Annotated in this window: 16 protein-coding genes and 3 pseudogenes; 5 read left to right on the top strand and 14 right to left on the bottom strand. The window is 63.9% G+C overall.

What is annotated here, in order from left to right; all coding sequences use genetic code 11:
- Nucleotides 1-5 precede the first annotated feature (5 nt).
- The 7 genes and pseudogenes from ACFFDA_RS11655 to ACFFDA_RS11625 form a co-directional block, all read right to left on the bottom strand.
- A complete protein-coding gene (locus ACFFDA_RS11655) occupies nucleotides 6-470 on the bottom strand; it encodes a (2Fe-2S)-binding protein (protein ID WP_404478821.1) in 465 nt (154 codons plus the stop codon).
- Between the two features lie 39 nt (nucleotides 471-509).
- Nucleotides 510-1,688, bottom strand: a complete 1,179-nt coding sequence (bktB, locus tag ACFFDA_RS11650; protein WP_404479248.1) for a beta-ketothiolase BktB — start codon at nucleotides 1,686-1,688, stop codon at nucleotides 510-512.
- A 19-nt stretch (nucleotides 1,689-1,707) separates the two neighbouring features.
- Nucleotides 1,708-2,484 (bottom strand): annotated as a pseudogene (locus ACFFDA_RS11645) (SDR family NAD(P)-dependent oxidoreductase); the annotation flags it as partial.
- A gap of 109 nt (nucleotides 2,485-2,593) precedes the next feature.
- A complete protein-coding gene (locus tag ACFFDA_RS11640) occupies nucleotides 2,594-3,301 on the bottom strand; it encodes a TetR/AcrR family transcriptional regulator (protein ID WP_404478820.1) in 708 nt (235 codons plus the stop codon).
- 132 nt (nucleotides 3,302-3,433) lie between these two features.
- The gene (locus ACFFDA_RS11635) at nucleotides 3,434-3,880 is read right to left on the bottom strand and encodes an HIT family protein (RefSeq protein ID WP_404478819.1); all 447 of its coding nucleotides are present in this window, start codon (nucleotides 3,878-3,880) and stop codon (nucleotides 3,434-3,436) included.
- Nucleotides 3,881-3,892: 12 nt separating this feature from the next.
- Entirely contained in the window at nucleotides 3,893-4,774 is an 882-nt protein-coding gene (locus tag ACFFDA_RS11630; protein ID WP_404478818.1) for a TauD/TfdA dioxygenase family protein, read from the bottom strand.
- Between the two features lie 29 nt (nucleotides 4,775-4,803).
- Nucleotides 4,804-6,006: a Rieske 2Fe-2S domain-containing protein gene (locus ACFFDA_RS11625; RefSeq protein WP_404478817.1), complete on the bottom strand. Its 1,203-nt coding sequence runs from the start codon at nucleotides 6,004-6,006 to the stop codon at nucleotides 4,804-4,806.
- 380 nt (nucleotides 6,007-6,386) lie between these two features.
- On the opposite strand from ACFFDA_RS11625, the gene ACFFDA_RS11620 reads away from it, so the two are divergent.
- On the top strand, nucleotides 6,387-8,681 hold the full coding sequence (locus tag ACFFDA_RS11620) for a TonB-dependent receptor (protein ID WP_404478816.1): 2,295 nt from the start codon (nucleotides 6,387-6,389) through the stop codon (nucleotides 8,679-8,681).
- 69 nt (nucleotides 8,682-8,750) lie between these two features.
- Here ACFFDA_RS11620 and ACFFDA_RS11615 read toward each other — a convergent pair whose 3' ends face one another.
- The 3 genes from ACFFDA_RS11615 to ACFFDA_RS11605 form a co-directional block, all read right to left on the bottom strand.
- Entirely contained in the window at nucleotides 8,751-10,058 is a 1,308-nt protein-coding gene (locus ACFFDA_RS11615; RefSeq protein WP_404478815.1) for an MFS transporter, read from the bottom strand.
- Between the two features lie 74 nt (nucleotides 10,059-10,132).
- Nucleotides 10,133-11,332 carry a Rieske 2Fe-2S domain-containing protein gene (locus ACFFDA_RS11610; RefSeq protein WP_404478814.1) on the bottom strand — a complete coding sequence of 400 codons (1,200 nt, stop codon included), beginning with the start codon at nucleotides 11,330-11,332 and terminating at the stop codon, nucleotides 10,133-10,135.
- A 35-nt stretch (nucleotides 11,333-11,367) separates the two neighbouring features.
- A complete protein-coding gene (locus tag ACFFDA_RS11605; RefSeq protein WP_404478813.1) occupies nucleotides 11,368-12,114 on the bottom strand; it encodes an SDR family NAD(P)-dependent oxidoreductase in 747 nt (248 codons plus the stop codon).
- Here ACFFDA_RS11605 and ACFFDA_RS11600 point away from each other — a divergent pair.
- Nucleotides 12,089-12,928, top strand: a complete 840-nt coding sequence (locus ACFFDA_RS11600; RefSeq protein WP_404478812.1) for a glutathione S-transferase family protein — start codon at nucleotides 12,089-12,091, stop codon at nucleotides 12,926-12,928. The two genes, ACFFDA_RS11605 and ACFFDA_RS11600, sit on opposite strands and share 26 nt — an antisense overlap.
- 156 nt (nucleotides 12,929-13,084) lie before the next feature.
- The gene (locus ACFFDA_RS11595) at nucleotides 13,085-15,514 is read left to right on the top strand and encodes a TonB-dependent receptor (RefSeq protein WP_404478811.1); all 2,430 of its coding nucleotides are present in this window, start codon (nucleotides 13,085-13,087) and stop codon (nucleotides 15,512-15,514) included.
- A gap of 313 nt (nucleotides 15,515-15,827) precedes the next feature.
- On the opposite strand, the pseudogene ACFFDA_RS11590 reads toward ACFFDA_RS11595, so the two are convergent.
- Both ACFFDA_RS11590 and ACFFDA_RS11585 read right to left on the bottom strand, forming a co-directional pair.
- A pseudogene (locus ACFFDA_RS11590) lies at nucleotides 15,828-17,044 on the bottom strand (IS701 family transposase).
- A gap of 26 nt (nucleotides 17,045-17,070) precedes the next feature.
- A complete protein-coding gene (locus ACFFDA_RS11585; RefSeq protein ID WP_404478810.1) occupies nucleotides 17,071-18,438 on the bottom strand; it encodes an IS701 family transposase in 1,368 nt (455 codons plus the stop codon).
- 203 nt (nucleotides 18,439-18,641) lie between these two features.
- On the opposite strand from ACFFDA_RS11585, the gene ACFFDA_RS11580 reads away from it, so the two are divergent.
- Nucleotides 18,642-19,813 (top strand): IS3 family transposase gene (locus tag ACFFDA_RS11580; RefSeq protein ID WP_404478809.1). Its coding sequence is split into 2 segments (ribosomal slippage): nucleotides 18,642-18,906 and nucleotides 18,906-19,813, totalling 1,173 coding nucleotides; the frame shifts between segments, so codons are not numbered across the junction.
- Nucleotides 19,814-19,871: 58 nt separating this feature from the next.
- On the opposite strand, the gene ACFFDA_RS11575 is transcribed toward ACFFDA_RS11580, so the two are convergent.
- Both ACFFDA_RS11575 and ACFFDA_RS11570 read right to left on the bottom strand, forming a co-directional pair.
- Nucleotides 19,872-20,069 carry a transposase gene (locus tag ACFFDA_RS11575; protein WP_404479247.1) on the bottom strand — a complete coding sequence of 66 codons (198 nt, stop codon included), beginning with the start codon at nucleotides 20,067-20,069 and terminating at the stop codon, nucleotides 19,872-19,874.
- A 103-nt stretch (nucleotides 20,070-20,172) separates the two neighbouring features.
- Complete coding sequence (locus ACFFDA_RS11570; protein WP_404479246.1) at nucleotides 20,173-20,487, bottom strand: transposase; 315 nt, start codon at nucleotides 20,485-20,487, stop codon at nucleotides 20,173-20,175.
- Between the two features lie 49 nt (nucleotides 20,488-20,536).
- Here ACFFDA_RS11570 and ACFFDA_RS11565 point away from each other — a divergent pair.
- Nucleotides 20,537-21,219: pseudogene (locus tag ACFFDA_RS11565) on the top strand (integrase); the annotation flags it as partial.
- Between the last annotated feature and the right edge of the window lie 8 nt (nucleotides 21,220-21,227).

The raw sequence follows: 21,227 nt of genomic DNA, 5'->3' as shown, positions 1-21,227 counted from the left end.
CGCGGTCACGGCGCAGCTGCGGCTGCGATCGCCGCCAGAATGCGATGATGCGCGCCGCAGCGGCACAGATGCGCGTCGAGCGCCTCGGCGATGCGCTCGCGGTCGGGATTGGCCTCCTGCGCCAGCAGCGCCGCCGCCGTCATGAGGATGCCGTTGAGGCAATAGCCGCACTGGCCCGCGTTGAGCGCGAGGATCGACTGCTGGAGCGGGTGCAGCGCATAGCCATCCGCCAGCCCCTCAATCGTGGTGATGGCGGCATGCTCCGCAGAGGATACCGGAAACTGGCAGCTCGCCGTCGGCTTGCCGTCGACCCACACCATGCACGCGCCGCAATCGCCCTCGCCACAGCCAAACCGGGTTCCCTTGAGCCCCAGTTCGTTGCGAAGCACGTAGAGCAGGGGCGTGCCGGGGCGCCCGTCATATTCGGCCACCGCGCCATTTACGGTGAAGCGGATGCGCGATTCAGCCACGGGCAGGTGCGCCGCATCGGCTGGATCGCGCGTGTCGCATCACACGCGCTCGATCACCATGGCGATCCCCAGGCCCCCGCCGATGCACATGGTGATGAGACCATAGCGCCCCCCGGTGCGCGCCAGTTCGTGGATCGCCTTGACCAGGATGATCGCGCCGGTTGCGCCGACCGGGTGGCCGAGCGAGATGCCCGATCCGTTCGGATTGACCTTTGCCGGGTCGAAGCCGAGCGTGTCGGCAACGGCACAGGCCTGTGCGGCAAAGGCTTCGTTCGCCTCGATCACGTCGATCTGGTCGAGCGCGACGCCCGCCCGCTGGAGCGCGATCGGCACGGCCTCGATCGGGCCGATGCCCATCATATCCGGCGCGACACCGGCATGGCCCCAGCCCAGGATCTTCGCGACCGGGTTCAGCCCCTGCTTGTCCACGGCGGCTTGCCCGGCCAGCGTCAGTGCGGCGGCGCCGTCGTTGATGCCCGATGCGTTCCCGGCGGTGACAGTGCCGTCCTTGCGGAACACCGGCTTCAGACCCGCCATGCTCTCGACCGAGGCATCGGCGCGCGGATATTCGTCGCGCGCGAACTGGACTGGTCCCTTGCGCGACTCGATCTGGACCGGAACGATCTGCTCGTCGAAGCGGCCGGCCGCGATCGCGCTGGTCGCGCGCCGCTGGCTTTCGGCCGCCAATGCGTCCTGCATTTCGCGGGTGACGTTGTAGGCGGCGGCGACACGCTCGGCCGTCTCGCCCATATGAAAGCCCTCGAACGGGTCGCTCAGCACGGCGATCAGCGCATCGACCATCGCAACGTCGCCCATCTTCTGTCCGAAGCGGACGGCGGCGACATGGTAGGGGGAGCGGCTCATCACCTCCGCGCCGCCCGCGACCGCGACGTCGCATTCGCCTAGCGCGATCATCTGCGCGGCGGAAATCACGGCCTGCAGGCCCGACCCGCAAAGCCGGTTGAGCGTAAGGGTAGGGGCCGCGACCGGGATGCCGGCATTGATCGCGGCGACGCGCGCGAGATAGGCATCCTTCGGCTCGCTCGGGATGACCTGCCCCATCACGACATGGCCGACATCGCTGGGCGAAACGCCCGCGCGACGCAGCGCCTCTGCGATGACGATGCTGCCGAGATGCGCGGGTGGCTGGTCCTTGAGCGATCCGCCGAAGCTGCCGATCGCGGTCCGCACGCCGGAGAGGATGTAAACGGGGTCCATCACGTTCCTTTCGATCTCTGCGGGGCGCCATCCGCAGCGCGCCGTCGAGCCGCACCGTCGCGGCATTGACATAGCCATTCTTGATCAACGAGCAGGCGAGCGCCGCAAATTCACTCGGGCGGCCCAGCCTTTTGGGGAAGGGGACCGAAGCCGCAAGCGATTCCTGCACATTCTGCGGCAGCGTTTCGACCATCACCGTGTGGACGATTCCGGGCAGGATCGTGTTCACGCGGACTCCGTCGTTCATCAGATCGCGCGCCACCGGCAGCATCATCCCCAGCACGCCGCCCTTCGACGCGGCATAGGCGAGCTGGCCGATCTGTCCCTCCACCGCCGCGACCGATGCCGTGTTGACGATGGTGCTGCGCTCGCCGTTGATCGGATCGGCCGTCACCATGCCCGCCGCCGACTTGGCGCAGCACAGGAAGGTCCCGACCAGATTGACCTGGATGACCTTCAGGAAGGAGTCGAGGCGATGGGCCTTCCCCTCGCCGGTCGTCTTGTCGCGCGACGCGGTCTTCTCGCCATGGGCGATGCCGGCGCAATTGATCAGGATGCGCTCCTGCCCATGCGCCGCGCGCGCACTGGCGAACGCAGCGTCAACTGCCGCCTCGCTGGTGATATCGACTTCGCAGAACACGCCGCCGATGTCGCTGGCGATCGCCTGTCCGACGGCGGCATTGCGGTCGAAAATCGCGACGCGCACGCCCCGCGCCGCCAAAGCATGGGCCGCCGCTTCGCCCAGCCCCGAGGCGCCCCCGGTGACGACTGCCGCCACGCTCGAATCGATGATCACCGCTTGCTCCCGCGTCAATGAATCTGGAGATTTGGCTTCTAAAGAGCAGACGATTATTCGCAATCGAGAATTTTCGGCAGGGACGATATTCGGCTTGGCGCCAGGCAGGTTACGCTCGGATGGCGCGCAGGACGAATTCGATCACCTGTTGCTGGAACAGCTCCAGCACGCCCTTTTCGCGCAGGTCGCGATCTAGAATCGCCTCCAGCGAATGCGCATGGTTGACGAAATTTCCGACAACGCCGGACAGGACCATGTAGACGAAGGGCGAGTCCAGACCGGGCTGAAACACGCCCTCGCGCCCGCCGCGCTCGAGGATGGCCGTCTGCTCGGCGATGAATCGCTGGAAATAGGCTTTGATCGCCGGATTCCGGCGCAGATGCCGGGCACGGTGCGTGTTGATGTCGCCCAGCAGCGCCAGCTTGACCCGGTCGGCCCCGAACCCCTGGAACATCGTCGACCAGAGATAACGCAGCGCGGCATCGGCGGGGAGCTGGCTCACCTGTTCGCTGACGGCATCGTCCCACTCGCGCAGGAATGCGTCCTCGATCACCGCGCTGTACAGCTGCTCCTTGTTGCCGAAATGATGGTACAGCGCCTGCACGTTCATGCCGGCGCGCTTCGCGATTGACGTGACCCGCGCACCGCTCAGCCCCTTGCTGCCAAACTCCTTGGATGCCGCGGCCAGGATGTTCTTCTTGGAGCGTGCCGATTGCTTCATCTTGGCGATATCGCGTCCGTCGGGCACCCGTTTGGCGGGGATCGTGGCGGCTTCGGGTTCGGTCGATGTCGCCTTGTTCGTCTTGTGTGTCGCCATTGGCCCGTTCTGCTGTCCCCGCCACGCCATGCGGCCGGTGACCGGCCGGATGGCTTCGCACTAAGGCCATGGGCGCGGGCAAAGGGCAACAGAATTCCTGCGATTGCAGGCAATGCCCGGCCACCTGGATCGTCAGCCGGCGGTCGGCTCCAGCGCGGTTTCGCGCAGCGCCTCGCGCAGACCCGCCTCGAATGCGCGGGCGCGCGGCGCATCGGCATCCAGCGCGGCGCGGCGCGAGATTTCGTGGCTGTCGAACACCGGTGTGCCATCCGCCGTGCGCGCCAGGATCATGTAGTGGAAGTGCAGCGCCCGTTCCCCCTGCGCGGCGAGATGGGTACGCTCCGCGCCGGTCGCGGCCTTGGTCGCCTGTGCGAGGTCGCGGAGGATGGGGCCAAAGGACGACGCCTCCGCCGCGTTCAGCGACCACACGCCATCGACATGGCGGCGGGTCATCACGAGCAACCAGCCGGGGACGTCGAGCATGGTGGTCGCGATCCAGTTCTCGTCCTCCCAGATGACGGACGAACGATCGCTGGCGGCGACCATGGCGCAAACGGTGCAATCGGGGTCGTGAGTCATGGCAGTCCTCCGTCAGCGGGCGATCGCGCCCTCCAGTTCCGGCCCGAGTACCGAGATGCGTTCGGCGTAGCGGCGTTCGGGGAAGTAATCCCACACGGCGTGATGCTGCGTGGCGATATTGTCCCACATCACCAGCGTGTTCGGTTCCCAGCGCACGCGGCACTGGAGCGTCAGCGTCGCCTCGGCATGGGCAAAGAGCAGGTCGAGCAGCGCGCGGCTCTCGTCCTTCGACAAGTCCTCGACATGGCTGGTGAAGCCGCGATTGACGAACAACTGCTGGCGGCCGGTGCGCGGGTGGGTAAGGACGACGCGGTGCGAGGTGCGCGGAAACGTCTGGCCCTCCTTCGGCGTGAAGCCGAACATGCCGGTCCATGGCAGCGTCGCGTCATGGACGGCGCGCAGCCCGGCGACGAATTCGCGCATCGGCGCCGACAGGCTGTCGAACGCGCGATACATGTTGATATAGACGGTATCGCCGCCGCCGCTGGGCGGCAATTGGGTCAGGTAGAGGAGGCTGGTCGATACCGGCGCGAGATAGGCGGTGGTATCGGCATGCCATTCATTGCCGGCGGTGATCTTCGATTGCGGACCGGTCTCCACGACCGAAACCTCGGTATCGATGTCGGTCCGGTCGCGCTGCAAGGGATGGCGATGGATTTCGCCGGTGCCGAAGCGTCGCGCGATCGCCTTGTGCTGGTCGCGGTCGAGCTTCTGGTCGCGGAACACCAACACCAGCCGGTCGTCGAGCAACTGCTGGACGTCGTGCAGGTCGGCGTCGCTGAGCGTGGTCAGATCGACACCGCCGATTTCCAGCCCGCTATGCGGCGTGATTGCGCGCGTGGTCATGCGTTCGCGCAGGGACTGGCTGCGGATGAGGTCGGAAACTTGTGCCATTGCATCTCTCCCGTTCGAGGGTTTGCCCCCTATTGCGCCGGTTCCAGATAGGCGAAGCTCGGCATTGCGTTGCGCAACGCTTCGGCTGTCACGCCCGGGGGCGGAGCGCCGCGCGCGACGGAGCCGACGATCTGCAACAGCCGGTGACGGCCCTGCACGACGATCTGGTCGGTGGGCGCCAGCACCTCGTTCACCCGATCGCAGATCCCGCCCATGCTCTCGATCGTCCCGAGATCCTCGACAAACACGCCATAGGGGCTGTTGGCGGGTTCCAGCCCGCTGAAACTCTCCCCTGATTCCATGCGTGCGCGATCCTGCAGCCACATGTTCTCGACGCCCCGGTCGTCGCGATATTCGAACCTGCGCGGGAAGCTGTCGATGAAGCTCAGGCCCTTGCCGTCGGGCTTCAGCGGATGATGGAGGTTGAACACGATCCCCCACATCAGCATGTGCGCGTCATCGACCGGGACATGGCCAAGGATGATGCAGTCCTCGCTCTCGTCCGCGCCTAGGAAATGGATGCAGTAACACGGCATGACGAACGGCGTACCGGTCGTCTTTCCATCGGACGTCGAGCGATAGAAGAAACCATAGTCGGTCGCTTCGAATTCCAGCTTCATCAGGCCGGTGATGAAGGTCGACTTCGCGCTGCCCGCCGCGCTCACCTTCGACAGTGCCGACTTGTGCAGTACCGAGACGTGGAACGGGTCCCACAACGTCTCAAGCAACTGCAGCCAATTGCAGCGGCCAGTGGCCATGACGCTGGAGACGTGTCCGACGGGGAGGCCGAGGAAATCATAAGGTGTGAGCGGCGGGACGTGGTCGCGATCGCCGAACCACGCCCAGACCATGCCGTGCCGTTCTTCGACTGCGCGAGCATTGGTCGGGATCTGGTGCAGCGCCGCGCCGCTCGGCATGTTGGGGGCCTCGATCACCGTGCCGGCAGTGTCGATCGCCCAGCCATGCTGGATGCAACGCAGCCCACAATCCTCGTTGCGCGCCAGCAGCATCGATACGCCGCGATGCGGACAGCGTTCGCCGATCAGGCCCGCCTTTCCATTGGGCGAGCGGAATGCGACATAGTCCTCGCCCAGGATGCGCACCTTGATCGGCGCGCCGCCCGGCGTCAGCCGGTCACTGTGCAGGATCGGCAGCCAATAGTGGCGAAAGACACTGCCCATCGGCGCGTCGCCCTCGACACGGCAAATGCGTTCGGCGTCTGCCCCTTTCATCTCACCCTCCTTGCTGGGCAGGCCCAATCGAGCCTGGAGCATGCGCCCTCTCTTCTCGAGTCGGTCCTCAGCTTTCGTGAGCATGCAGTGTGAAGGCTGTATGTCAAAATTATATTTGATGTAAGGAACGTATTAAAGGTTTAATATACTGTAATATATAGATTCTAATGGCATTCATGGCTAATACGTCGCGACCATAGCATGCAATAGATCATCAAAATGTTTGATTGACCATTTGGCTGTCGAACACTATTCCGATCTCGAAATAGCGCAATCGCATGTCGCTTCCGTCCGACCGGGCGGTGCGACCCGATACCCGCCGACCGCAGCAAATGCGGCGACGGAAAACGAAAACAGACAACGCTATGGAGGGGATTGCTATGCATGTTCTTTTGCGGGTTTCGTGCAGCGTCACGGCGCTGGTCGCGATCGGTGCGTTTGGAACACAGGCGCGGGCACAGGCATCGGGGGGAGCGCAATCGGCGCAGCAGAGCGTCGATGATATCATCGTCACCGCACAGCGCCGCGAGGAACGGTTGCAGGACGTTCCGGTCGCGGTGACCGTATTCAGCGGCGAGGAACTGGAGCGTCGCCAGATCGACACGGTCCAGGATCTGTTGAACACCACGCCCGGCGCGACGTTCAGCGCCACCTTCTATGGCCAGAACGACATGATCATCGCCATTCGCGGCGTGCCGCCCAGCGGATCGCAGCCCAATGTCGATCAGGCCGCCGCGACCTATATCGACGGCCTCTATTACGCCCGGTCCCAGCTCACCAATTTCGCCGCGATCGACCTGGAGCGCGCCGAGGTGCTGCGCGGGCCGCAGGGCACGTTGTTCGGACGCAATTCGATCGGCGGCGCGCTGAACATCACGACGCGCGGGCCGACCGACAAGTTCGAGGGGCTGGCGAGCGTCAGCTATGGCAATTTCAACGCGATCGACGCGACCGGGATCGTCAACCTGCCGCTGTCGGCGGACTGGGGGCTCCGGCTGGTCTACAGCCATCAGGAACATGACGGCTATGCCTACAACGTCACCACGCGATCGCCGATGGACGACCAGAATTCGGATTTCGTGCGCGCGACGATCGCCGGGTCGATCGGGTCGGCAATCACGGCGCGCCTGACATTCGACTATACCGACGATTCCCGCCACAATGGCTATTATCATTTCGACTATCTGGACCCCGTCATCGCGGGCACGGCCACCTATAACCTGCTGGTCCCCTATCTTCAGACGCAGGAGAGCCGGCGTTCGGCGGCGGGCTTCAACCCCGTCAACAATTCCCATGCCTATAACATCACCGGCCGGGTCACCGCCGATCTGGGCGCGGCAACGCTGACGTCGATCACCGGCTATCGCAACATCAAGCATGAGGCGGGGTTCGACCTCGACGCGACGCCGGTGCAGCTGCAGGATATCTACGCCATCTTCGACGGCGACCAGTTTTCGCAGGAGCTGCAGCTTGCCGGGGAAGGGTTCGGCAACAAGCTCACCTGGCAGGTCGGTGCCTATTATTTCACCGAGAGCGTGTATTTCGGCCAGACGGTCGCGGCCACCAATGTCGTGCTCGAACGAACCGACGCCGTGAAGAACGATTCGATCAGCGGGTTCGGCCAGGCGACGTTCGAGATCGTGCCCAGCGTGCGGCTGACCGCCGGGGCGCGCTATGTCCACGATACGCGCAAGATCACCTATTATAACCCGATCTACGCGCTGGCCTCGCCGCCCGCAGCGCCGTTCAACGCGACGTCGACCAGCCGCAATCCGGGCGCGCTGCTGCAATGTCCGCTGGTCGGCAACGGCGTGGTCGCGCCCGGTGCGCCCTGTCGGTGGACCCCGGCGAAGATCGATTTCGACTATGTGCCGTGGACGGTGGGCATTGATTTCAAGCCGAACGATGACACGCTGCTCTATGCAAAGATCGCCAAGGGGTTCCGCTCCGGCGGATTCCAGCAGCCGGCCGGCGCCACGCCGAACAGCTACTATACCCCGTTCAATCCGGAGAATGTTCTGAGCTATGAAGGCGGGGTGAAGCTGACGCTGTTCGACCGCCGGCTGACGTTCAACGCCGCCGCCTATCACACGCGCTACAACGACATTCAGCAGAACAACGTCATTCCCAACACCAGCCCGGTGACGATCCAGCTGCTGAATGTCGGCGCCGCGACGATCAACGGGCTGGAGCTGGAGGCGGCGGCGCGGCTGGGCGGGTTGCGGCTGAGCGGGTCGTTCAGCACGCTCGATCCCGATTTCACGAGCGGGCCGTACAAGGGCAGCGAATTTCCGACAGTGGCGAAGCAGACCTTCTCGCTATCCGCCGACCTGCCGGTCGATGTCGGGGTCGGCATGCTGACGCTGCACGCTGGATATGACCACAAATCGTCGGTCGTGTTCCTCAATATGGTCAACGTGAACGTGACGCCGCCGGTGCGCTACAACGCCACCCAGATCGCGTCGATGACGCAGCCCGCCTTTGGCCTGCTCAATCTCAAGGCGACGCTGGAATTGCGCGATGTACCGCTGACACTTTCGGTGTGGGGCAAGAACGTGACCGACGAATTCTATGCCGTGCGCACGGGCACCAATTTCGGGTCGTTCTTCAACGACCGGCTGATCGGCGCACCCGCCACCTGTGGCGTCACGCTGGCATATCGGTTCGGCAAATAAGGGGGCAGGGCCGGGGTCGCCGGGAGTAGGATCCCCGGTAGATCCCGGCCCTGATCGTTCACACTCGTTTCAGCCGTGCAGCGCCCGTTCGCGCAGCCGAGCGTAGAAGCGCAAATTGGCCAGGCTTGCGAGCACCGCTGCCGAACCGAATACCCCGGCGACCAGCGCCACCGACCAGCGCAGCGCCGATGGATCGCCGAACAGGTTGTCGGTGACCAGCGCCACCATTGTCGGCGACAGGCCGCTCGCCAGCAGCATGGTGATCTGGTTGATCGCCACCGTCTGACCGCGCAGGCCAGTCGGCACGACATCCTGGATGATCGCCCCCGTCGTGGAGGTGCCGAAGGCGAAGGCAACCGTCGCGACGAAGTACAGCGCGAAGCTAACGCCGATCCATGGCACGATCGGCCACAGGATCAGTGCGGGTGTCGCTAGGATCGCGGCGATCAGCGGCACGCGGAAGCGCCCGGCACCCTCTCTTTGGCGGGAGAAACGGTCGCTGAACATCCCCGCCGCGATCGGGCCGAGGATGCCCGCCACCAGCACGACGATGCCCATGATCGTGCCGGTCGTGCGAACCGGAATCCCGAATGTGCGGCCATAGAATGCGGCGCCCCACGACAGCGCGATGACCGACAGGAACGCCAGCAGGCCGAAGCACAGATAGAGCATCAGCACCTCGCGCGCATTGCCGCGCAGGAAGGTCCCAAGCCCGGCGTCGCCCGCTGTCCGGACGATGCTGCGGCGGACCGGCTCGGTCAGGGTGAAGATCAGCATCAGCGCGGGGATTCCGGCTAGTGCGGTCAGCACGAACGTCGCGCGCCAGGCCGCGACCTCACCGATCAGCGGCAGGTCGACCGGATGCTGCAGCAGATAGGCGAAGAGTTGCGCGCCGAGCAGGAAGGACAGGCTGCTGCCGACCGACAGCGAGGTGAAATAGAGGCCGATCGCGCGCCCCTGCTGGCGGGGGGGATAGCAATCGGCGATCATCGAATAGGCGGCGGGCGCCAGCGCGGCTTCGGCAATGCCGACCCCGGCGCGGGCGATTAACAGCTGGGTGAAATCGGTAGCGAGCCCGCTCCACACCGCCATGACAGTCCAGACCAGCACCGCGCCTGCCAGCAGGTTGCGGCGGCTGCGCCGGTCGATCAGCCGCCCCAGCGGCACGCCCGCCACGCAATAGAAGATCGCGAAGGACAAGCCCTGTGCCAGGCTGATCCCGGTGTCCGACAGGCCCAGGTCGTGCCGCATCGGATCGATCATCACGAGCGGGAGATAGCGGTCGAGCAGCGCTGTAAAGGTGACGAGTGCGAGCACCGCGACCATATAGGCGGCACGCCGCGGCGTGGGGTATGGCGCATCGTCTGCCTGAATCACCGGCGCATCGCATCCTCTGCTGCACCGGCGCGCAGATCGGGTCGTCGCCCGATATGTCGCGCCGGAATCCGTGCTTAAACGGCCGGTTCGTACAGTTTCAGCGTCGGCAGCACACCTCGGACCTCCTCGCCCGCCTCCGGCAACGGGCGGCCGCCCTGCAAGTCGCGCAGCAGCTCCAGCAAGCGGCTGCGTCCGCGCTGGATCGCGATGTCGGTCGGCGCCAGATGCTCCTGCGTCCGGTCGTAGATGCGGCCCATGCTCTCGATCGTCGCGAAATCCTCCAGCGTCACGCCATAGGGCGTCGCCGCCACGTCCAGCCCGGTGAAGCTTTCCCCGGACTCCATCCGGGCGCGATCCTGCTGCCACAGATTGTCGCGCGACAAATGGTCGCGATAGTCGTGGCGGCGCGGGAAACTGTCGATCAGCTTGCGCCCGTTGCCGTCCGGCGCGAGCGGCTTGAACGGGTTGAACACGATCCCCCACATCAGATGGTTCGCGTTGTCGACCGGTACATGCCCCAGTGCCAGATAGTCGCCTTCGACGTCGGCGGTCAGCATGTGATAGGACCAGCACGGCAGCACGAACGGCGTGCCGATCCGCTTCCCGTCGGACTGATTGTGATAGAAAAAGCCATAGGGCGTCGCTTCGAAATCGAACGTCATCACCCCTGACGAATAGGTCGATTTGGCATTCCCCGCCTTTTGCGCATTGCGCAGCGCGGTGCTGTGCAGCACCGACACATGATAGGGGTCCCACAGCGTTTCGAGCAGTTGCAGCCAGTTGCACTGGCCGACCGACACGACGCTGTCGACATGCCCGTCGGGCAGGTTGGCAAAATCATAGGGGGTCAGCGGCGGCGCCTCTTCGGCCACGCCGAACCATGCCCAGACGATGCCGTTGCTTTCCTGCACGGGGCGGCCGTTGGTCGGGATCTGGTGCAGCGCGGCGCCGCTCGGCATGTTGGGCGCCTCGACCACCGTGCCGGCGGTGTCGATCGCCCAGCCATGCTGGATGCAGCGCAGCCCACAATCCTCGTTGCGCGCCAGCAGCATCGACACGCCGCGATGCGGGCAGCGTTCGCCGATCAGGCCCGCCTTTCCATTGGGCGAGCGGAAGGCAGCATAATCCTCGCCCAGGATGCGCACCTTGATCGGCGCGCCGCCCGGCGTCAGCCGCGCGCTCTGGATTACGGGGAGCCAATAGCGCCGGAACAGCGCGCCCATGGGCGCATCGCCCTCGACATGGGTGAGCAGGTCGGCATCCTGTCGTTTCATCCTGATTCTCCTCGTCCGGCCCTTTCAGGGCATCATCATTTCGCGTGGAGGCCGCCATCGACGACGATGGCCTGGCCGGTGATGTAGCTGGAGCGCGATGAGGCCAGCCAGGCCGCGGCCTCGGCGATTTCCTCCGGTTCTCCCCCGCGCGCCATCGGCACGCCCAGGTCGCGCACGAAATCGACGCCCGATGCCGCCCATTTGCGCACCGGGTCGGTCAGAACCACGCCGGGGCAGACGGCGTTCACCCGGATATTCTTGTCGGCATATTCGACCGCGACCGTCTGGGTCAGGCTGATGACCCCCGCCTTCGCCGCCGCATAGGCGGAACGCCCCGGCGTCGCGGCCATCCCTGCGCGCGAGGCAGTGTTGACGATAGTGCCACCACCGGCGGCGATCATCGGCGGCACGACATGCTTGATGCACAGCCATACGCCGATGAGATCGACGTCGAGCGCACGCCGCCATGCCGATTCTTCCAGATCCGCCGCCAGCGCGGGTGGCAGGCCGATCCCGGCGTTGACGAATGCGGTATCGATTCGCCCGAACCGGGACACCGTCGCCGCCGCCATCGCCGCGACGTCCGCCTCGACCGCGACATCGGCCCTGACCGCTTCGGCAACGCAGCCTTTCGCCCGGATCAGGCCGCACGTCTCGCCCGCGCCCTCCAGATCGATGTCCGCGACCATCACGACAGCTCCATATTCCGCGAATTTCAGGCTCGCGGCGCGTCCGATTCCGCTCGCGCCGCCGGTGATGAGCGCCACCTTTCCTTCAAGCATTCCTACATCCTCAGCCAATGGCAGCGCATTGCCTGCGCTCGTCATGGCAGATACATCAAACAAAATTTTGAATTATGCAAGGCGGCATTTTGCGCTATGCGGAACAGCGCGGATAGCGACGGGCAACAGGCCGAGCGCGCGGGGAGGCGGGACATTCATGGCGATGAAGCTGTACGACGCGGGAATATCCCCATTCTGTGCGCGAAATCGTGTTCAGATATCGGCCAAGGGGCTAGAGCATAAGATCGAGATCGTTCCGCGACCGCCGATCGATCAGTTCCGGACGATCGTGGTCACGGGCAAGGTGCCGGCGCTCGACACCAGGACCGGCCTCATCCTGGTCGAGAGCGACACGATCGCGCACTATATCGAAGACCGGTTCCCCGCGACATCGCTGCGCGGGAAGAGCCCGGAAAGCGACGCGCGCATCCGCCTGATCTGCCGCATCCTCGACCTCTATTTCTTCACCGGGATAGGAATTTTGACCTTTCAGCGCCGGTCGGGCGTGATCCAGGACGATCGGGTGGCGGAGGGGCTGGCGCTGATCGACAACGGCATGGGCTGGATCGAGGCCCATCTGGATGGCGCGGGCTATGCGGTCGACGGCCGTTTGACCTTGGCCGACTGCGCGCTCGCGACCGGCCTGTTCTTCACCTTCACGACCGAGTTTTTCGGCGTTTCCGCATTTGCGGGGCATGATCGGCTGCGCGGCTATTATGAGGCTGTTCTCCAGTCCGATCCGCATTGCGCCAGGGGCAACGCGCAGATCGCCACCGCAATGGCCGAGCGGATGCAGAACCAGCAGACTCCGTAGCCCAACGGCGCGTCCCTCTGTGGGCGGGGGTCGGGCGCGCAGTCAGCATATGTTGACTATGGCAATATCGGCCTACTATGGTAAGAATGATATTCTGAATACAGCAACATGCCGGAAATAAACCGGCCTTGTAGAAATATCGGGGGAGGGGATAGAATGAAGATCGAATTTACGCGCATACTGCTGCTCGGTGCTGCAACTACGGCCTGTCTGGGTTGCGGTACGACGATCGCGTACGCGCAGGAGTCAGCCGCCGCTGCCGGCGAAACGGCACAGGACGATGGTCTTGGGGAAATCCTTGTCACCGCGCGGCGCACCAGCGAGCGGCTCCAGGACGTGCCGGTCGCGGTGACCGCTGTCGGCGGCGAGCAGTTGGAGGCGCTGGGCATTGTCCAGGGGCAGGATCTGCAGCGCATCGCGCCGTCTCTCACCATCAGCCCGACGGTGCGCGGGTCGGCATCGCCGCAATATGGCATTCGCGCGCAGCGCGCCGGCACGCCGACGATCCTGATCGATCCCGCGGTCGGCGTCTATTTCGCCGAAGTCGGTACGTCGCGCGCGGGCGGCGGCAATGCCGTGCTGCACGATTTGGCATCGGTGCAGATCCTGCGCGGACCGCAGGGCACGCTGTTCGGGCGCAACACCACCGGCGGCGCGGTGCTCATCACGCCAGCGGCGCCGACGGGTGATTTTGCGGGCTATGTCCAGGGCCAGGCCGGCAATCTTGGACTGATCGATCTGGAAGGGATGCTGAACCTTCCCATCGGACCCACGCTGTCGCTGCGCGCTGCGGCCAAGATGACTAAGCGCGATGGTTATACTTACAACGTACTCCAGAACCAGCGCACCGACGATATAGATAGCCAGTCCTATCGCCTGTCGCTGCGCTGGGCGCCCAATGACGTGATCGAATCGACGACGATCGGCACCTATCTGCGCGTGCGGGAAAATGGCACCGGCCTGAAGCTGGGGGCGGTCGACACGACGGTACTTGCCGGCGTGACCGCGCCGCTGGGACCGTTGCTGGTGGCCGATTTCAACAGCCAGCCGCGGGACTTCTATTCCTACAACGGCGCGATAGCGTTGCGGAACAACCAGGACATCTATGGCATCCAGAATATCACGTCGATCGATCTGGGCGGCGGCTTCGGCGTCAAGAACATCATCGGGTACAAGGATTTCAAGAACGACTATTGTTTCAACACGGCGGGCAGCGCGGTGCATGTCGTGGCGCCGTGCGGAACGCAGACGACGGAGCAGTTCAGCGACGAATTGCAATTCACCTTCAGCAGCGACCGTATCGATCTGATCGGCGGCCTCTTCTATTTCCGCGAGAGCGGCAACGACAGCAATATCCAGACCCAACTGGCGGCGCTGGCCGGCATCAATCCGGCCAACAGCCCGCCGCCGGCCAATCGCGGATTCCAGGATTTCGATGCGGTCAACACCAGCTACTCGCTGTTCTTCCACGCGGAGGTGGAGGCGGCCGAGTGGCTATCCTTCGCCGGCGGCATCCGCTTCACCCATGACGACCGTGAAGTCACCTGGCACAATATCGACGAGGTTCGCGTGCCGGCCGGCACCAACAACCGCGTGTTCCGGTGTCGACTGAGTTCGGTGACGAATGGGTCGCTGGACAACACCACACCCGACCGCAATTTGTGTAGCTATTCCGCATCGACCAGCTTCGAGGAGCCGACCTGGGACGTCAGCGTGAAGTTCAAGGCATCCGACAAGATGCAGGCCTATTTCGCGCATCGCCACGGCTATCGTTCGGGCGGCTTCCCGACGTCGCCGAACAATGTGGCCGTCTCCAGCCCGTTCCTGCCCGAGAAGATCGACGATATCGAATTCGGCCTGAAGACGGAGTTCGACCTGCTAGGCGGACCGGCGCGCTTCAACGCCGCCGCCTATTATGGCTGGTACACGAACATCCAGCGCAGCACGAGCGGCGCGGTGCAACTCGCGCCGCCGCCTGCCGCGCCGGTGCTGGTCGGGCTGACCACCAACGCGTCGCAGGGCGACATCTATGGTGCGGAGCTGGAATTTGAATGGCGCCCGGCGACCAACCTCGACATCCGGCTCAACTATGCGCGGACCGAGACCGATTACACCCGCTATACCGATATCTATGCGGTGGCCGGGGTGCCGACCGTCGTCGATATTTCCGACATCGACTTCACCTTCGCGCCCAAGCATCAGTTCAACGGGTCGCTGACCTATCGTTTGCCCGTGGCGGAATCGGTGGGCGAGCCGTCGATCACGGTGAGCCAATATGTCCAGTCGTCGTTTGGCACCAGCGACACGGCGACCGCGAATTGCGGCCCCAACGGCCTGTATCGCCCATGCCTGACGCGCAATTCACGCCTGCCGGGCTATGCGCTGACCGGCATTCGCGCGGAGTGGAAGAGAGTGATGGGCAGCGACGTCGACCTCGCGGTATTCGTCAACAATTTGTTCGACAAGCAGTACAAGACCTTTTCGACCAACCTGCAGAATGTCTTCGGCGTGCGCGGCGACGCCGTGGGCGCGCCGCGCACCGCCGGATTTTCACTGCGTTACAGCTTTGGGGCGTCGGCGGACTGACTCGTTTTGGCGCTGTACGGATCGCTCCCCTGGACCGGCTTTTCGGCGCGGGGGGGGGGGGGGGGGCGGTTCCCCAAGTCATCTGAAAGGGTACATCGACGCAGCCACCGCCTGCATGTGCATCATGCCGTCTTCGCCGGATGCGCGCCGCGTTCCTAGCATTACAGTTGCATTTTTGACTTGATATGAGCGCGCCGTGCGGCAGCCTGATGCGCTCGTCTCCAGCATGACCAGGCGATGATGTAGGCGGGCTGGATACGACGCTGGGCCAGCTTGTTGGCGATCCGCCGGATTTCCTGGATCGACCAGCGGATCAGATCCTGATGGTCGGCATCCTTAGTCTTTTTGGGGGCGTCGCGTGGTTGGCGCGATATCGGATCACCGCCATCATGGCGAAAGCGAGCATCACGAGCGAGACGTGGCGATGCCAGCCATGCCATGATCGCGTTTCGTTGTGATCGAGGTCAAGCTCGTTCTTGGCGGTTTCGAAGCTGTCTTCGATTGCCCAGCGATGACCTTCGACGGAAACAAGCGCCTGGATGCCTGTCCCGGCGGGGCACCAGGTTGTGAAGAAAGCGAGATCGCCGTCGCTGATATTGCGGCGGATCAGAAGGCCCCGGGTCCAAAGTCCCGATTTCGTCTCATCATATTCATCAGCTTCGAGATCGGCGAGTTCGCAGTAAGCCCAGTCATGAAGCCGCGCGCCCTTGGTTCCCTCGCCAGCAGACAGGCGCTGCCATGCATCGGGCGCAAGATCGCGGGCAATCTCCTCCGCTTTGCCCGCGACCATGGGCTTGCCTGCCCATGAGCCGAAGTAATGATCGGATTTGACCCCGAGAACATAGCCTTTTCAGGCTCGGCGCAGCGCGCCCTCGATGTCGCCAACGCCGTATACCGCATCGGCCGCCACCCAGGAAAAAGGCACATCTGCTGCCAACGCGCGCCCTATCATATCGACAGCCAAAGCCGGTTTGGTGGCGAAGGCGATGGTCTCGGGAACGTGTGTGGCAGCCAGCCTTGCTGGATCGCCGGTCCAACTCTTGGGCAAATAAAGCGCACGATCGATAAAGGCATGGCCCTGTGCCGATACATAGGCGGCGAACACCCCAATCTGACAGTTTGTGATCTTGCCCGCCGAGCCGGTATATTGACGCGCAACACCACAGGATGCCTTGCCCTGCTTGAGGAACCCGGTCTCATCAATGACCAGAACGGCGTCCTGTGTGCCAAGGTTTTCGACAACATACTCCCGCACAGTGTCGCGCGAAGCCCGTCCGCGTCCCAGCGCCCCCGGCCCAAAATGGCCTGCTGTCGCCAAGGCCCCGGATCACCCGCCGCCTCTGCGCGCATCCAGCCCGTCTTACGGCGCTCGTCACCCAGCAAACCATCCAGGAAAAGGTTCGCTGAGGCTGCAACGCGTTCCTGCGTGAACAGGTCGCGCATCCGAGCCTTCACGTCGCGAAGCGACGATGCCCATAGCTCCAGCGTGGTCTCAATCGATGCACCCGTCATCCACGGCCTCCTTACCATGGAGACCCATTGATTCAGAGTTTCAATCAATATGCAACTGTAATGCTAGCACTACTTTGGCAGAAATTTGCTAGGGTATCTGATGAGGCTACATCCGCAGTGAGGGCATTGCTCCGGCGGTGAGCGAGACAGGCGGTCAAGGATGGCCTGGCGCACTGCGGGCAAGGTGGGTTGGGGAGGCGGACCGAGGACTCTTTTTTTTTCCGCCCCGCCTGAGCGAGCCTTCGGGATTGCAGGAAGGCGTAGGCCATCATCGACATCAAGGCATGGCGTTGAAGTCCGGTCCAGGAACGTCCTTCGAAGTGATCCAACCCCAGTTCTTCCTTGAGTTGCTGATGCGCTTGTTCACAGATCCAGCGCGCCTTGATCGCGCCGGCGAGAGCTTTGATTGGGGTGTCGCCGGGGAGATTGGAGAGATAGTATTTTCGCTCGCCATTCGAGCGATGCTCACCCACCAGCCGGGCTTCCTCGCCCGGCATGTGCTGGGCCCCGGCAGAGCCGATCCGCTGAGGCGCACCATCGGCAATGCGCACGCGCATGGCCGCAAAGCGCGCCGTCAGCCGTCCCTTGGTCCCCTTGCGCCAACTGACCTGCCGCCATTTCGCGCCTTCGAGCATCGCGTGCGCGGCCATGGATTTGACGTCTGGCACATGCCGCACCCGAGGGCGACCGCGACCTGCGATGGGGAAGATCAGCTGCACGTCGGCCGGATAGACCTTCTGGTGCCTGGGGATGCCGACAGCCCAGCAGAGGCCGCGTGTACTCAGCGCCTGCCGGAACGGAGCCGACAGCCCGTAACCGGCATCGGCCAGCACACACCCGAAGCGCACGCCGGCAGCGATGATGCGATCAATCTCCTCGATCGCGATCTCGGGCTTGGTACGATATTCCTGCAAAGGAGCAGGCACGCCCGACTTGTCCATGCGCGCGGTATCGCTCGTCCAGCTTTCCGGCAGGAACAGCCGCAAGCTCAGCATGAGCGGAACTTCGCTCGAAGCCAGTGTCACCGACACCAGCGTCTGGCAGTTGGCATTCTTCCCGAGTGCCGTGGCATACTGCGGCGCGACGCCAACCGAGGCCTTGCCCTTCTTGGGCAAGGCAGTGTCGTCGATGATCAACCAGGCTCTGTCGCCACCAACCAATTCATCCGCCTGGCTCCACAAGGTCGCTTCCAACGGGGCGCTGTCCCACAGACCGGCCCCGATGAAATGATGAAGCCGGTCATAAGGGATCGCATCCGAGCGAGCTGCCATGGGCTGGATACTCTTGCGATCACCGGGGCCGATCAGACCTGCAATATAGGCTGGGCACATTCGACGCCGCGTCTTGTTACCCAAGGCTTCCAGATAAGGCGCGAGCCAACGCTCAAGATCCGCCTGCCAATCCTCGTCCATCGCCAGCCTCCATCAAAGCTGGCTCCCCATGAATCACGCATCCTGCGCCATGGGAATCCCAAAAATCACGCTTCTGCCAAAGTAGTGCTAGGCGGCGTGGACAAATTTGAGCCAGTATCTGGCGGTGGCGAGATGGACTGAGGTGGTGCCGGTTTTCTGGACAGGATGCTAAGCTAATTCCGACCTGACGGATTGGTACGGGAATGAAGACGACGAGGAAGCGCTACAGCGCGGATTTCAAGGCGAAGGTGGCGCTGGAGGCGATCCGGGGTGACCTGACGCTGGCGGAGTTAGCCGCCAAACATGGCGTGCACCATACGATGATCGCATCCTGGAAGCGGCAGGCCATCGAAGGGATGGCCGGCACGTTCTCCGGTGCGGGCGATGTGGCCAAGACCGCCAACGATAGCGAGTTCGAGAAGCTGCACGCGAAGATCGGGCAACTGGTCGTCGAGCGGGATTTTTTAGCGAAAGCCTTCGGTCGATGAGCGTGGATCGGAGGCGGGCGATGATCGAACCTGCTCACCACCGCTTGTCGATCTCTGCGCAATGCCGCCTGCTGCGGATCAGTCGTTCGTCTTATTACTACGCCCCGGTGCCGGAAACGGACGAGACGCTGGCGCTGATGACGGTGATCGACGCGACGTTTCTGGACTGCCCCTGGTACGGCAGCCGCCAGATGGCGCGGCACCTGCGGCGTGCAGGACATGAGGTCGGTCGCCGTCGGGCACGGCGGCTGATGGCGAAGATGGGGCTGACGCCGATCTACCAGCGGCCGCGCACCAGCGATCCCCATCCGCAGCACCGGGTCTATCCCTACTTGCTGCGCAAGCTGGCGATCGAGCGGCCAAACCACGTGTGGTGTGCCGACGTGACCTACATCCCCATGCGGCGCGGCTTTCTGTATCTGGTAGCGATCATGGACTGGGCAACCCGCAAGGTACTGGCCTGGCGGCTGTCGAACACCATGGACGCCGGCTTCTGTGTCGCAGCGCTGGAGGAGGCCCTGACCCGCTTCGGCAAGCCCGAGATCTTCAATACCGATCAGGGCAGCCAATTTACGTCGCACGCGTTCACCAGCGTGCTACGCGACGCCGAGGTCCGCATCAGCATGGATGGCCGAGGCCGGTGGATGGACAACGTCTTCATCGAACGCCTCTGGCGATCCTTGAAGTACGAGTGCGTCTATCTCCACGCCTTTGAGACGGGCTCCGAACTGCGGGCTGGCCTGGGCCGGTGGATCACCTATTACAACACCCAGCGTCCGCACTCGAGCCTGGCCGGGAGAACCCCACTCGAGGCCTATCGGCGGATCGGACAATCAGATCATGGGGGGCATGCCCCCCATGATCTGATGATCAAACAGGCGGCATGAACGATAACCGGGATTAGCTTAACTCAGCCGCCAAACTGTCCAAGAAGGCGGGACCACCTCAGACCATGCCGAGGAAGCTGTTGGCTAGTTGGTCATATCGGGTGGCGATCGCCCGGTTGATCTTGAGTTGCCCGAACATGCGCTCGATCCGATTGCGCTGCTTGTAGAGCGCCCGATCGTGCTCGATTTTCACGCGGCGGTTTGACCGGCCCGGAATGACGGCCTCGATATTCCGTTTGGCAAGGTCAGCACGGATTGCGTCGGCATCGTAACCCTTGTCGGCGAGCAGGGCGTCAGGAGCGCGCTCGGGCAGGCCGATTAGGCGTCATAGGCCTTGCAATCTGCCGCCTCGCCGACCGTCAGATAGAAGGCGAGCGGCCGCCCGAGGGCGTCGGCCAGGCAGTGAAGCTTACTGGTGAACCCGCCCCGCGAGCGGCCAAGAGCGCGTCGATGAGTCCCCCTTTTCCGCCCGCTGCCGAGACGTGGGCGCGGACTGTGGTGCTGTCGATGCTATAGTGGCCGCTGTCCGCCATAATTTCGGCCAGCGTCACGGCGACGGTCTCCCAGACCCCGGCTTCACTCCATCGCCGGAACCGGCGATAAATGGTGTTCCAACTGCCATATTTAGGTGGCACGTCGCGCCACGGGGCACCGGAACGGAGCCGCCAGAGTATGCCATTGATGATCGAACGGTTGTGCTCGGGCCGACGACGATGAGCCTATGGGCCTCGCGATCGCGCGCTCCTCAGTCTTGCGTACGACACAGGTCTGCGCGCCAGCGAACTGGTCGCGGTTACGATGGAGGACATCATGCCTGCCACCGATCCCGATGCACGACTGCTGACCATCGCGCGGAGCAAGGGCGACAGCGAAGGGGAGGGGGCCACCGCGTTCCTCAGCCCGAGGACCGTGCGCGCGGTGGCAGCGTGGGCCGCGGCGGCCAGCATCGCCACCGGGCCGTTATTCCGCCGGTGATCATGCGGCGCTACAAGGCGCGGGCCCGGGTGCCCGGGCGCGACGTGGCGACGATATCGGGGCGGGAGATTTGGGACCTGCGCAAAACGTTGCCCAAGCCCGCAGTACCGGCGCGCACCGAGTACAGTTTCGGCGAGGCTGCTCTGCATCCGGGCTCGGTCGGGCCAATCTGGCGCGCGATCATCCGGCGGGCTCTCGAAAAGGGCGCTTTGCCGGACCTGACGAACGATGACTTCGAGCGCTGGCTGAAGCGGGTCAGCGGTCATTCCACGCGCGTTGGCCTGAACCAGGATTTGGTTGCCAGCGGCGAGGATCTTGCCGGGATCATGGATGCGCTGCGCTGGAAGAGTCCACGCATGCCGCTTGCCTATAATCGTAACCTGGCGGCCGAGCACGGGGCAGCCGGGCGCCTTATGAAGAAGCTTGGGTAGCGCAGTTC

This window comes from Novosphingobium sp. BL-52-GroH (genome assembly GCF_044813085.1).
Classification (GTDB): Bacteria; Pseudomonadota; Alphaproteobacteria; order Sphingomonadales; family Sphingomonadaceae; genus Novosphingobium.
This window is presented reverse-complemented; position numbering and strand designations above follow the sequence as displayed.